The following is a 13452-nucleotide window of genomic DNA, read 5'->3' as shown; positions in this document are numbered from 1 at the left end:
CCGGCGAAAGCGGGAAGATACTGACCGTTAAAGCTGGATAAAGGGAGTGGCTTTTTTGAGAAAACCGATTATTGCAGGAAACTGGAAAATGTACAAAACAGCAACAGAAGCAAAAGAATTTGTAGAAAAGGCAAAAGGCCTTGTGCCGGATGCTGAAAAAGTGGATGCAGTTATTTGCGCTCCGGCCTTGTTTTTAAGCCAATTGGTAATTTCGGCAGAAACAAGCCCGCTTCAAATCGGCGCTCAGACGATGCATGAAGAAAAAGAAGGCGCGTTTACAGGCGAAGTCAGCGCAGCTCAATTGGTCGATCTAGGCGTTAAATATGTTATTATCGGCCATTCAGAGCGACGCCAATACTTCAACGAGACCGATGCTTCAGTCAATAAAAAAGTACATGCAGCTTTTGCTAACGGTTTGACGCCGCTTATGTGTGTAGGCGAAACGCTGGAAGAGCGCGAAGGCGGATCAACAAGCCAAATCGTGGAAGATCAAGTGGAAAAAGGCATTGCAGGATTGACTGAAGAGCAGGTTGCAGATCTTGTTATTGCTTACGAACCGATTTGGGCAATTGGAACCGGTAAAACAGCAACAGCAGAAGATGCTAATGAAGTATGCGGAACCATCCGCAAAAAAGTAGCAGCGCTTTACAGCGAAGAAACAGCGGAAAAAGTCCGTATCCAATACGGCGGCAGCGTTAAACCGGCTAATATTGAAGAACTGCTTGGCATGGACCACATTGACGGCGCTTTAGTCGGCGGGGCTAGCCTTGAAGTTGAAAGTTTTGTAAAATTGCTGGAGGCTGGTTCGAATGCGTAAAGGGAAACACCCGATAGCACTGATAATTTTGGATGGCTTCGGCTGCCGTCAGGAAACATTTGGCAATGCAGTAGCGCAGGCGAAAAAACCGAATTTTGATACGCTATGGGAAAAGTATCCTCATAGTTTGCTGACGGCTTCTGGCGAAGCGGTCGGCTTGCCGGATGGCCAAATGGGCAATTCAGAAGTCGGCCATTTGAATATCGGAGCAGGGCGCATCGTTTATCAGAATTTGACTCGCATCAATAAATCCATCCGAGAAGGCGATTTCTTCTTGAATCCGGTATTCGTGGAAGCCATCACTCAAGCGAAAGCGAATGGCAAAGCGCTGCATCTGATGGGCTTATTATCAGATGGCGGTGTCCATAGCCATTATGAACACCTTTTCGCTCTTCTTGAGTTGGCAAAGCAACACGGGTTAAACGAAGTATATGTCCACGGATTTTTGGATGGGCGTGATGTCGGGCCGAAAACGGCGCTTGGCTATGTTGAAAAGACAGAGGATAAGATGAAGGAAATCGGTGTCGGCAAATTTGCCTCGATCAGCGGTCGCTATTATGCGATGGATCGTGACAAACGATGGGAACGCGTTGAAAGTGCGTATCGGGTTTTGGTTGACGGAGAAGGCTCTACGGCTTCTTCTGCTATCGAAGGGATTTCCCGCTCGTACACTACTGACGTCTTCGACGAATTTGTGGTGCCGTTTGCTATCACTGAAGATGAAAAACCGGTTGCTACTATAGAGTCTGGTGATTCGATTGTCTTTTTCAACTTCCGTCCTGACCGGGCCATTCAATTGACGTCTGCTTTCGTCCTTGACGATTTCAGCGGATTTGCAAAAAGTTCCCGGCATCCGGAAGATCTTTCCTTCGCTTCATTTACAACGTATAGCGATGAACTGTCAACACGTGTCGCATTCACTAGCCAGAACCTGAACCAGACAATCGGGGAAGTAGTGGCGGCGAACGGGCTGACTCAATTACGGATTGCTGAAACAGAAAAATACCCTCATGTAACATTTTTCATGAGCGGCGGCCGCGAAGATGTGTTCGAAGGGGAAGAACGGATATTGGTCAATTCTCCAAAAGTCGCGACCTATGACTTAAAGCCGGAAATGAGCGCTTATGAAGTAACCGACCGTCTGGTAGAGCAAATTCAAAACGATGCCCATGATTGCATCATCTTGAATTTTGCCAATCCGGATATGGTTGGCCATAGCGGGATGCTTGAGCCGACAATCCGCGCGATTGAGACGGTCGATGAGTGTTTAGGCCGGATTATTGAAGCTTTGGATGCTAAAGGCGGTTTTGCGATCGTCACAGCGGACCACGGCAATGCCGACGAAGTCGTGACGATTGAAGGTTTGCCGATGACCGCCCATACCACCAACTCGGTTCCGGTCATCGTTACGAAAAATGGTGTGGATTTGCGAAACGACGGTATTCTTGCAGACTTGGCGCCAACTTTACTGAAATTATTGAATGTTGAACAACCAGCAGAAATGACTGGAAAACCACTATACTAATCAAACCAAAGGGAGCTGTTTTTAATGCCAATTATCACTGACATTCTTGCACGCGAAGTACTAGATTCACGAGGAAATCCAACAGTAGAAGTAGAAGTTTTCACAGAGAGCGGAGCATTTGGACGCGCAATCGTCCCTTCAGGCGCTTCCACGGGAGAACATGAAGCAGTAGAACTTCGTGATGGCGATAAAGGCCGTTACCTTGGTAAAGGTGTCTTGAAAGCAGTAGAGCATGTCAACACTGAAATTGCTCAAGAAATTGTTGAAAACTATTCAGTGCTAGACCAAGTATCAATCGACAAAGCATTGATTGAATTGGATGGAACAGAAAACAAAGGTCGTCTTGGCGCGAACGCAATTCTTGGAGTATCTATGGCCGTTGCCCACGCAGCAGCAGATTACTTGGATATCCCGCTTTATCAATACTTGGGTGGATTTAACGCGAAGCAATTGCCAGTGCCGATGATGAACATTGTTAATGGCGGCGAGCACGCAGACAACAATGTCGACATCCAGGAATTCATGGTTATGCCAGTAGGAGCAGAAAGCTTCCGCCATGCAGTACGCATGGGCGCTGAAATTTTCCATAACTTGAAAAATGTCTTGAAAGAAAAAGGCTATAACACTGCTGTTGGAGATGAAGGCGGATTTGCTCCGAACCTAGGCTCTAACGAAGAAGCGTTGACTACGATTGTGGAAGCAATCGAAAAAGCCGGCTATACACCTGGCAAGGATGTCTTGCTAGCTATGGACGTAGCAGCTTCTGAAATTTACGATAAAGAAAAAGGCGTTTACAACTTGCCGGGCGACAATACCGTGAAAACTTCAGAACAAATGGTTGACTGGTATGAAGAACTTTCGAACAAATACCCGATCGTTTCTATCGAAGATGGTTTGGACGAAAACGACTGGGCCGGCCACAAATTGTTGACGGAACGCATTGGCGACCGCGTACAGTTGGTTGGTGATGATTTATTCGTAACGAATACGAAGAAATTGGCGCAGGGGATTTCTGAAGGTGTTGGAAACTCCATCTTGATCAAAGTCAACCAAATCGGTACATTGACAGAAACATTTGATGCGATTGAAATGGCGAAGCGTGCTGGCTATACAGCAGTCATCAGCCACCGTTCAGGCGAATCAGAAGATGTAACAATTGCGGACATTGCAGTAGCGACAAACGCAGGACAAATCAAAACAGGTGCTCCATCACGTACCGACCGTGTTGCGAAGTACAACCAGTTGTTGCGCATTGAAGACCAATTGAACAATACTTCAAGCTACTTAGGTTTGAAAACTTTCTATAACCTAAGAAAATAAGCGGTCAGCCATCTTTTTCCTATCGCTATTGTCTTAGTTCAAAAATTTTGATAAACTAAATGATAGTGTTAGGTTCTTTTCAGGAGGTGGAATTTATGCATACGTTGTTAATGACTTTACTCGTCATCGTATCGCTCGCATTGATCGTTGTCGTATTATTACAATCAGGGAAAAGTGCAGGTCTTTCAGGAGCCATCTCCGGTGGAGCTGAGCAACTTTTTGGCAAGCAAAAAGCACGCGGGGTGGACTTGATCCTTCACCGGGTAACGATTGTACTTGCTGCCTTATTCTTTATACTGGCTATCGCCGTAACGAAAGTTTAATGTAGATGATCTACGCCTAACCGATCTTTGGTTAGGCGTTTTCTTTTTATGAGGTTATTTGTTTTCTAAGAAATCGCTTCAGGCGGCCGCTTTCCGCGGGGCGTGGCCTGAGCCTTCTCAGTCGCTTTCGCTCCTTGTGGGGTCTCAGGACTCACGCTTTCCCCGCAGGAGTCGCCGCCTTCCGCTCTTTCTTATTAGCTTAATATAGTTTTCAAGTATCTTTTATTTTGTGAGTTTAATATTACTTAGTATATTTCTAAAAGTCTCTCTGTTTTTATAGGGGAACTGAGCGCCGGCGCGTCCAGGTGATGAGCGATGTAAGAAGACAGGCGTACTCTGCTTGGCTTCTTACAGAAGCCATCCACAGAGCGACCGAAGCGGCTTATAGAAAGCAAACTCTTTATTGCAACTACGGCTTAACAAAACTTTAACAACTTATATGGAGGGATTTTGATGCGGATATCGCAGCCAAAACCATTTTTCTTTAAATCAGGACCTCGTGCAGTATTGTTGCTGCATGGGTTTACAGGAAATTCAGCGGACGTCCGGATGCTTGGGCGTTTCCTTGAGAAACACGGTTATACATCATTAGCTCCGCATTATGCTGGGCATGGAGTAGAGCCGGAAGAGTTGCTTGGCACAGGACCAATCGATTGGTGGAAAGACGTTGAAGCCGCTTATCTAAGGCTGAAAGATGAGGGGTACGAGGAGATTGCGGTCGCAGGATTGTCTTTGGGCGGCGTATTTTCTTTGAAAGTGGGGTATACATTCCCTGTAAAGGGACTGATTACGATGTGTGCTCCGATGTACATGAAAACAACAGATCTCATGTATGAAGGCGTATTAAAATATGCGCGTGAATACAAGAAATATGAAGGAAAAGACACTGAAGTTATCGAAGAAGAAATGAAGAAGTTCCAAGAAACCCCGATGGAGTCTTTGGTTGATTTGCGCAATCTGATTGCGGACGTTAAAACACATGTGGATCTTGTGTATGCTCCGTTATTTGTGGTCCAAGGCTCGTTGGATGATGTTATCAACCCCGATTCTGCCAATGTCATTTATGAGCAAGCGGAATCTTTCGATAAAAAATTAAAGTGGTACGAGAAATCTGGGCATGTTATCACGCTCGATCAAGAAAAAGAACAATTGCACCATGATATATTAGCATTTCTCGATTCACTCGATTGGAGTGAATGAGACCGTCAGAAGGAGGAAATTACATGGCTACAAATGAAATGACACTGGATCAGCGACTATTGACTTTTATGCGCGAAGACGCTTATAAACCGTTGACTGTTCAGGAAATAGAAGAGCAATTTGGTTTTGAAGATGCAGATGAGTTTAAAGAACTGGTGAAAACCTTGGTTAGACTCGAAGAAAAAGGGCTGCTTGTCCGCTCGCGATCAAACCGCTACGGAGTGCCGGAGCGCATGAACTTAATGCGCGGGAGATTTATTGGACACGCAAAAGGCTTTGGTTTTGTGGCACCGGAAGAAGCGGGCATGGACGATGTGTTCATTCCGCCGAATGAAGTAAACGGTGCTGTCAATGGAGACACGGTGATGATCCGGATTTCAGAAGGGTCTTCGGGAGACCGTCGGGAAGGCGCCATTATCCGCATCTTGGAGCGCGGAACGACGAAGGTAGTCGGGACGTTCCAGGACAACCGCGGATTTGGTTTTGTAGTATCGGACGACAAGAAAATGAACATTGATATCTTTATCGCGAAAGAAAATACGTTAGGTGCAGTAGATGGCCACAAAGTGGTTGTCGAAATTACAGAATGGCCAAACGGACATAAATCAGCGACCGGCATGGTAACGCAAATTCTGGGGCATAAAAATGATCCAGGCGTGGACATTTTATCAATCATTCACAAATACGGCATTGAAACCGAGTTTCCGGAAGATGTGCTTGAACAAGCGAATAACGTACCGGAGACGATTGACCCTGCAGATCTGACAGACCGCCGCGATCTTCGCGACCAGCAAATCGTCACGATTGACGGAGCAGACGCGAAAGACTTGGATGATGCTGTACAGGTGATAAAACTAGAAGATGGGACCTATAAATTGGGCGTTCACATCGCGGACGTCAGCCATTACGTGACAGAAGACTCACCGATCGACCGAGAAGCGTACGACCGCGCAACAAGTATTTATCTGACGGATCGCGTTATCCCGATGATTCCGCACCGTTTATCAAACGGCATTTGCTCGTTGAACCCACAGGTGGACCGTTTGACCCTATCTTGCGAAATGATTTTCAATGACATGGGTGAATTATTGTCCCATGACATCTTCCAAAGCGTCATCAATACATCAGCGCGCATGACGTACACAGACGTTTATGAGATTTTGGAACAGGATAATCAGGAACTGAAAGAAAAATATGCAGAACTCGTACCAATGTTTGAGTTGATGGGCGAACTGGCTGCTATATTGCGTGAAAAACGGATGCGCCGCGGTGCTATTGATTTCGATTTTAAAGAATCAAAAGTGCTGGTAGATGAAGAGGGCTATCCGGTTGATGTAGTTGTCCGCGAACGTACCGTTGCAGAAAAGCTGATCGAAGAGTTTATGCTTGCTGCCAACGAAACTGTTGCTGAGCATTTCCACCGTATGGAAGTACCGGCACTTTACCGTATACACGAAGACCCGAAACCGGAAAAACTGCAGCGTTTCTTCGAATTTGTAACCAACTTTGGAATTGTGGTCAAAGGAACAAGCAACCAAGTACATCCGGCTGCTTTGCAGAAAATTATCCACTCAATCGAAGGGTTGCCTGAAGAGCCGGTCATTTCGACGATGATGCTTCGCTCGATGCAACAAGCAAAATACTCTGCGGAAAGCCTTGGGCATTTCGGTTTGTCTACGGAATTCTATACGCATTTTACATCGCCTATTCGCCGTTATCCGGATTTGATTGTCCACCGCTTGATTCGCACATACTTGATCAACAAAGATTTGTCGAAAGCGACGATCATGCACTGGGAAGCAAATATGGATGAGATTGCAGAACATACTTCAGAGCGCGAACGCCGTGCAGTCGAAGCGGAACGCGATACTGATGCACTCAAGAAGTCACAGTACATGCAGGATAAAATCGGCGAAGAATTTGACGGGGTTATTTCATCGGTCACAAACTTCGGATTGTTTATTGAATTGCCGAACACGATTGAAGGTTTGGTCCACGTGTCGAATATGACGGATGATTTCTACCGTTTCGATGACCGATCGATGATGATGATCGGAGAGCGCACCAATAAGCAATTCCGCATTGGTGACGAAATCAAGATTAAAGTGATCGGTGTCAAACCGGAAGAGTCGTCCATCGATTTTGAAATTTCCGGAATGATCCAAAGTCCGCGCCGCCAAAAAAGAGATGCACCAAAAGTGATCCGGGCGACGAAAAAAGAAGGCACCGGCACGAAAAAGCAAGGCGAGGTCGGTCCGACACGCAAACCCAAAAACAAAAAGAAAAAGTTTTATGAGGATGCTGTAAAAAAATCAGGCAGCCGCAGAAAGAGAAAATAAGGGAGCGGCTCTCGGGCCGCCCTTTTCAACTGTACATGGGGTGAAAAAAGATGGCAAAAGGTGATGGAAAAGTTATTGCACAAAACAAAAAGGCCACTTTCGATTACTTTATTGAAGAAACGATCGAAGCGGGCATTGTTTTGCAGGGGACTGAAATAAAATCGGCACGAAAAGGCAAGGTACAGCTGGTGGATGCGTTTGTGCGGATCCGAAATGGCGAAGCATGGATTTCCAATATGCACATTGCGCCATACGAACAGGGAAACCAGTTTAACCATGAGCCGACAAGAGTTCGCAAACTCCTGCTGCATAAAAAGCAGATCAATGAGTTGATTGGTGTGTCGAAGGTACAAGGCTCTAATATTATTCCCCTGAAGATGTATCTGAAGGACGGCTATGCGAAAGTTTTGCTTGGTGTCGGTAAAGGTAAGAAAAACTACGACAAACGCCAGGACTTGAAGCAAAAAGACGCAAAACGCGAAATTGACCGGGCGTTGAAAGACCGCAGCCGTTAATGCTTGAAGTGCGACCATTATTGTCTTATAATATCTATATAACACAAGCATAGAAGCTTTGCTTCTTTCCGTGTTCCTTTATAATGAGGGGACGTTACGGATTCGACAGGGATGATCTGGGCTTGGGTTGCGCGTCGGAGGATCGGCTTCGTTACCAACGTACCTATAATAACAGGCAAAACAAACCAAAACCTAGCATTCGCAGCGTAAGCTCGAATCTGCTTTATCTATCCATCGCCCATGTGGCTAGGTAAAGCTCAACTTTAGTGGGATACGGTCTGCAGTGCCACTTGAGCTGCCGGCAAGAGATTCGCAAGTTAGTGCCCAAGACGCCCGCTTATTGGCAGAATGGCGCATGAAATCCTAATAAGTAAGCTACACGCGTAGAGGCTCAAGTAGCGGAGTTTCTGGACGCGGGTTCGACTCCCGCCGTCTCCATAGTGAGATAACTGCTAAACACAGTGGTATTAAGGTTTTATGAAGTTAGGGATATTGTGCGGGAGTTGAACTCTTATACAATGTCCCTATTTTCATCCCTACATATTTTATCAAGTTTAGATTATTATCTTCTAATTTATTTAAATTAGAAGATTTTTTTATGGGCAAAAACATGGGGGAACATTTAAATTGAAACGGATAAAAAAGTAAAAAGTGCTCGAATGGAAAGACCGTAAGTTGGCAATCGTATTACTTCTATATATGTGGAACTGATACGATAAAATTCTTCTTTCGTGGCTAGACTGTCTACAGGGCAACTTGTGCGAAACTTCAAATAGCTAAAAAGGATTTCCCCTTATTTTAGCGAATAAGAGTGTATTGAAGAGAGGACAGATCAAGTGGGCAAAAGCATCTAGAATAGACTCTAACGGAAATAACTAATAAAAGGAAGAATGAGGTGAGTATGTATTGGAAAAGCTTAGAAAAGTTAAGTTGGAAACGGCTGTATGGATGGGGATTTGTTTTTACGCTTTGACGATCTTAATACAAGTGCTTATTTTGACTGGGATAATTCCTTTAACATGGGTTAATGGCGGAAGATCAGAATCCTTAGAAACTCAGCTCCCAATATCCATTATTAATATCCTTATGTCTATTTTTGGAGGAGCTTTCACAATTAGGGTTGGGAAAAACATGTTCCAGAAATACAAAAGTGGAACAACCATTATCGCGTGGTTTTTTGTAGCATTATGGTCTTTTGGATTTATACAGCAATTATTGGGGACTCCTTTCGAAAAAATGGTGATGTCGTTACTATTGCTTCTTGGTGTGATTTCGAACTTGCGTATAGCAATTGAAAAAAGAGTAGCAGTTACTCCTATTGTGAAAACATGAACCAAAGGCATTCGTTTAAAGTCATTTTTGAAATTTCTATCCACTAGAAGAAATGTCAACCAAAACAAAAAAGCTGAACTTGTATCATAGGTGAATGACAGGCAAGTAGAAGCTCAGCTTTTTGGAGAAATTACTTATGCAGTTTTCTTGTTGTTTCTGCCAATGAGCAAGAGTCCGCCCGTTAATGCTGCAAGCATCCCAAGCATCGTGTAAAGTGGGCCATTAGATGCTGTAGTTGGCATTTCGTCGCCATCAGCCATCATAACTTGTCCGCGTATTTCTCCATCAGGATACTGCTCCGTATGAAGGTTTACGTAGATATTGCCTTCCACCATGGCTTTAGTAAACTCATCCCAGCTCATCTCTCCAGTTAAATCTTCTTCCGTCACCGTGCCTGTTGCGACTTCTCCGTTATAATCTGTCGGTTCGTCGTTTTCAAAGAGTGGTACTACGACAGGTCCGTTTTCGCCAGGAGCACCGCTATGGAAATGTCCTGCCATCGTGTTCTCTAGATCCTCGGCATTTACTGTGAATTCCAAAGACGTTCCATCTTCATTGAAATGGATATGTGCATCTCCCGTGGCATTGCTTTCGACTTCTATAGGTTCCTGATCTGGTGTCAATTCAGCCATAAACTTCTGACCTTCATGAGCACCGAAAACTGTTCCTGCAAACCCCGCGACTGCCAACACTGTAGCTACCGGTAAAGCCATGTACTTTTTCATATATCAAGCTCCTTCTTGCAAATTTCGTCTTTCGACGATACCATATTATACAACAGAATATTCTTAAAAATGCGAATTTAATGTTAATTTAATATTTTTTTTGTAAAAACCTAAAATTCCTGCGGATATCCAGTAAAATAACAGATAAATAGATTCAACTATAGATTTTCTAAATAGCCAGGAGAGTGGACGATAAGTTTGCTCTATTAAGTTTATTAGGAGTGAAAAACTTGAGGAGAAATCTCGGAGTGATGCTTATTGTGCTGGGGGTATTGTTTTCAGGTTGGAACGGCTTTGTGTGGTTTTCCGAACTATCTTCTGGCCGGCAGCCCATCGGTGCAAACGATATTGCACAAGCGGATGAAATCGAAAATCTGGAAATCGAAAAAATAGATAGTCTAACGCCAGTAAATGAAGAACCACCGGTGAAAAAACTGGAAGACCCTCTTGAAGAGGAAGTTAAACTCTCCGCAAAAAAAGCTAAAAAACCGGAAGAACCAAAAGAGCGGGACTATAAGGAATACGAGCGAGGGGAAAAAATTGGCTGGCTGCTCATTCCTTCTCTTGATATGAAATACCCGATGTACTGGGGAACGGATGATGAAACATTAACCCAAGGAGTCGGTTATCATCCTGGAAAATTTACTACACCTCCAGACGGAGAACGCCATACAGTGCTTTCAGGGCACCGAGATACGGTTTTCCGTGAACTTGGCAATTTGAAGGAAGGCGACAGGATGTATGTGCAATTTGAAAACGTGCAGTATGAATATGAGATAAAAAAGACATGGGTTACGGATGCCAAAGACCGCACAGTGATCGTTGCCAAGAATGAACCGACATTAACACTGACTACTTGTTACCCGTTCACGTTCATAGGAGCGGCTCCCGATCGCTATATTATAGAAGCTCCGCTTGTTAACATAACAAAAATGTAATTTAACATCTTTTGAAATAAAGCCTTTTAATCGAAAAGGCTTTTCTGTTTGTCGGGAAGCTTAGAATAGAATGTGGGCTTGAAAAATTTTATCGTTTTTTTTTTTTTAATCGAAGAGCGGAATTTAACCACTAGGGAGTGGCATTATGGCGGATTTTATTTTGGTAGGTTTTCTTATAATTTTAATAACGCTTAATATTTTTTTCTTTAAACTGTCAAAAGAAGAAAAATTAGATTTGATGGTTTCGGGCCTCATCCTGATGGCACTTGCGCCTGTGGTTAGAGTGATCATCAGTGAATCACTTCTCCATTTTGTCGAGTGGCGTCCGGAAGACACGCGTGAAGGTGCGGGGTACGGCGGAGCGATGTTAGCGCTACTGATATTCATTAATGGGGTCATTCTTTTAGTGATTGGATTTAACCGGTGGCTGTTTACGGTTATTAAAAAAAATCGAAGCCATTGATAAAAATCGAACTGGCTCTTTTTCTAAACAAACCGAGGACTATAATGCCTGTATATAACGGGGGGAAGAAGCATGTTGGTTACAGTTAAGTCCGTCTTCAACTGCAATTCAGACCGGTTTTTTGATGAAATTAGAAAATCCAAATCGCTTTTGTATATTAGCAAGCCGCTTATAAAGTTCAAGTCATTGCGCAGACAGCTACTCCCAAGAGAATTGAGTGAAGGAAAGTATTTGGTCAAAATGTATCTTTTAGGGTTAATTCCATTAGGCAAACAATGGATAGTCATCACCATCGATCCAAACAAAAAACTTATTCGGGATAATGGCTACAGCAAACTAATAAGCAAATGGGATCATCAGATCAGCTTAATTAATATCGGAAACCACAAAACCCTATATACAGATGCAATTGAGATTGACGCAGGAGTGTTAACGCCAGTTATCGGGGTGTTTGCCTATATCTTTTATCGGTGGAGGCAAAAAAGATGGAAAAAGTTGATTAAACGCAATTTCAATTATGATAGTTAGAAGGTACGAAGATTTTTGATATATGGGGGACATCTCTAAATTTTGGTTTTGTTATAATACCTCTAGGCAGCTTTAATAATTAGGAGAGTGGCATATGGATCAGAACGTCTTTGAAGAGATGGCGAAGAGATACGATACAGAAGAAAGAATCGAACTGGCTAAAGTGATCATTCAGGAAGTAAGGCCGGAATTGAGAGATAGCAGTTCTAAATCTTTGATTGATTACGGAAGCGGCACGGGGTTAATAAGTTTAGAGTTAACAGATTTAGTGGATTCTATTTTGTTAATCGATTCTTCAAAACAAATGCTCGACGTTGCAGAAGCTAAAATTGCTCAAAGAGGAATTAGCAATGCAGAAACTATCTATGCGGATTTTACAAAAGAAACTCCTGAATTTAAGGCGGACATCGTTTTAGTGTCCTTAGTCCTTCTTCATATTCCGGATACTGAAAAAATCTTACGAGAATTGTTTAGCATCTTAACAGATGGCGGCAAGTTGATCATTATTGACTTCGATAAAAACGAAAACGTCAATCATCCCAAAATCCATAGTGGTTTTTCACATGAAGAACTAAAAGAATTTTTAGCTAAAGTTGGATTTAAGTCAATTGCAATAAAAACCTTCCATCATGGCAAGGGCATTTTTGCGAAACAAGATGCATCTATGTTTATAAGCAGCAGTGTTGAAGTGAATGTTCATAATAGTAGTAAGCGCTAAAACCTCTTTAGAAGGTTTTGGCGCTTTTTACTATTATATTCTGGAAATTAAATGGATTAACTTGAAACGAATGGATATAGTAGATAGTAAGCGATACTGTAACTCGAAAATAAAAGTTATACCTTACATAAAAAACAATTTAAAGAAAAGCAGAGAAACAATTATAAGAATGGAGTAGAAACAATGTTTATTGTAAATGTCGAAGCAGCAATCTATAAAGATGAGAAATGGCTGATTGTAAGAAGAAGCGAAAAAGAAGAACATGCGGCTGGCGCACTGGCTCTTGTAGGAGGAAAAGTAGATAAGGAAGGAAACTCTACCGATATTCTAGAGAGAACCTTAATAAGGGAAGTTGAAGAAGAAGTCGGTGTTATCATATCGAATCTTGCCTATGTCAACAGTTCTTCATTTGTTACCGATTCAGGTACACATGTGATAGATATTGTGTTTCTTTGCTCTTACCAAGCGGGAGAACCAATCGCGAAAGATCCAGACGAAGTGGCAAGCGTCAATTGGATGTCTACTGAAGAAATATTAGATAGTGCTGAAATACCGAGTTATTTAAAGGAGAATATTCAGCTCGCTAATGACTTGGTAAAAGCAAAAGAGAGTTATTTAATTAATAATTGAAAATTGTGCAAGGGAAAGTAACTGCTCTTGGGAAGATTTTTTCAAGTGAATTAGGATGGCTTGAATACAGTTTAAAGCG

Annotated in this window: 14 protein-coding genes and 1 other RNA gene; 14 read left to right on the top strand and 1 reads right to left on the bottom strand. The window is 43.1% G+C overall.

Annotated elements, in window-relative coordinates:
* Positions 1-55 precede the first annotated feature (55 nt).
* From tpiA to B0H99_RS13210, 9 genes are all read left to right on the top strand, one after another.
* Complete coding sequence (tpiA, locus tag B0H99_RS13250; RefSeq protein ID WP_106534164.1) at positions 56-817, top strand: triose-phosphate isomerase; 762 nt, start codon at positions 56-58, stop codon at positions 815-817.
* On the top strand, positions 810-2342 hold the full coding sequence (gene gpmI / locus B0H99_RS13245) for a 2,3-bisphosphoglycerate-independent phosphoglycerate mutase (RefSeq protein ID WP_106534163.1): 1533 nt from the start codon (positions 810-812) through the stop codon (positions 2340-2342). The genes tpiA and gpmI overlap by 8 nt, the downstream gene beginning before the upstream one ends.
* A 24-nt stretch (positions 2343-2366) precedes the next feature.
* Positions 2367-3662 carry a phosphopyruvate hydratase gene (gene eno, locus B0H99_RS13240; RefSeq protein ID WP_106534162.1) on the top strand — a complete coding sequence of 432 codons (1296 nt, stop codon included), beginning with the start codon at positions 2367-2369 and terminating at the stop codon, positions 3660-3662.
* A gap of 95 nt (positions 3663-3757) precedes the next feature.
* A complete protein-coding gene (gene secG, locus B0H99_RS13235) occupies positions 3758-3985 on the top strand; it encodes a preprotein translocase subunit SecG (protein ID WP_106534161.1) in 228 nt (75 codons plus the stop codon).
* A 453-nt stretch (positions 3986-4438) separates the two neighbouring features.
* Complete coding sequence (locus B0H99_RS13230) at positions 4439-5185, top strand: alpha/beta hydrolase (protein WP_106534160.1); 747 nt, start codon at positions 4439-4441, stop codon at positions 5183-5185.
* Positions 5186-5208: 23 nt separating this feature from the next.
* Positions 5209-7524 carry a ribonuclease R gene (rnr, locus tag B0H99_RS13225; protein WP_181313670.1) on the top strand — a complete coding sequence of 772 codons (2316 nt, stop codon included), beginning with the start codon at positions 5209-5211 and terminating at the stop codon, positions 7522-7524.
* 50 nt (positions 7525-7574) lie between these two features.
* On the top strand, positions 7575-8039 hold the full coding sequence (gene smpB / locus B0H99_RS13220; RefSeq protein WP_106534159.1) for an SsrA-binding protein SmpB: 465 nt from the start codon (positions 7575-7577) through the stop codon (positions 8037-8039).
* 87 nt (positions 8040-8126) lie between these two features.
* Positions 8127-8480: a transfer-messenger RNA gene (gene ssrA, locus B0H99_RS13215) on the top strand.
* Between the two features lie 465 nt (positions 8481-8945).
* Complete coding sequence (locus tag B0H99_RS13210) at positions 8946-9371, top strand: hypothetical protein (RefSeq protein WP_106534158.1); 426 nt, start codon at positions 8946-8948, stop codon at positions 9369-9371.
* Between the two features lie 134 nt (positions 9372-9505).
* On the opposite strand, the gene B0H99_RS13205 is transcribed toward B0H99_RS13210, so the two are convergent.
* The gene (locus B0H99_RS13205; RefSeq protein ID WP_106534157.1) at positions 9506-10096 is read right to left on the bottom strand and encodes a CHRD domain-containing protein; all 591 of its coding nucleotides are present in this window, start codon (positions 10094-10096) and stop codon (positions 9506-9508) included.
* Between the two features lie 251 nt (positions 10097-10347).
* Between B0H99_RS13205 and B0H99_RS13200 the strand changes: the two genes are divergently transcribed.
* The 5 genes from B0H99_RS13200 to B0H99_RS13180 all read left to right on the top strand — a co-directional run bounded on the left by B0H99_RS13200 (position 10348) and on the right by B0H99_RS13180 (position 13373).
* Complete coding sequence (locus tag B0H99_RS13200; RefSeq protein ID WP_181313672.1) at positions 10348-11034, top strand: class D sortase; 687 nt, start codon at positions 10348-10350, stop codon at positions 11032-11034.
* 145 nt (positions 11035-11179) lie between these two features.
* The gene (locus B0H99_RS13195; protein ID WP_106534156.1) at positions 11180-11497 is read left to right on the top strand and encodes an inner-membrane translocator; all 318 of its coding nucleotides are present in this window, start codon (positions 11180-11182) and stop codon (positions 11495-11497) included.
* Positions 11498-11569: 72 nt separating this feature from the next.
* Complete coding sequence (locus B0H99_RS13190; RefSeq protein ID WP_106534155.1) at positions 11570-12025, top strand: hypothetical protein; 456 nt, start codon at positions 11570-11572, stop codon at positions 12023-12025.
* 94 nt (positions 12026-12119) lie between these two features.
* Positions 12120-12743 carry a class I SAM-dependent methyltransferase gene (locus B0H99_RS13185; protein ID WP_106534154.1) on the top strand — a complete coding sequence of 208 codons (624 nt, stop codon included), beginning with the start codon at positions 12120-12122 and terminating at the stop codon, positions 12741-12743.
* 183 nt (positions 12744-12926) lie between these two features.
* Positions 12927-13373 carry an NUDIX hydrolase gene (locus B0H99_RS13180; protein WP_106534153.1) on the top strand — a complete coding sequence of 149 codons (447 nt, stop codon included), beginning with the start codon at positions 12927-12929 and terminating at the stop codon, positions 13371-13373.
* The last annotated feature ends 79 nt before the right edge of the window (positions 13374-13452 follow it).

This window comes from Planomicrobium soli (genome assembly GCF_003014655.1).
In the GTDB taxonomy this organism is placed as follows: Bacteria; Bacillota; Bacilli; order Bacillales_A; family Planococcaceae; genus Planococcus; species Planococcus soli_B.
The sequence above is the reverse complement of the archived record's forward strand: the minus strand, read 5'-3'. Positions and strand labels throughout refer to the sequence as shown.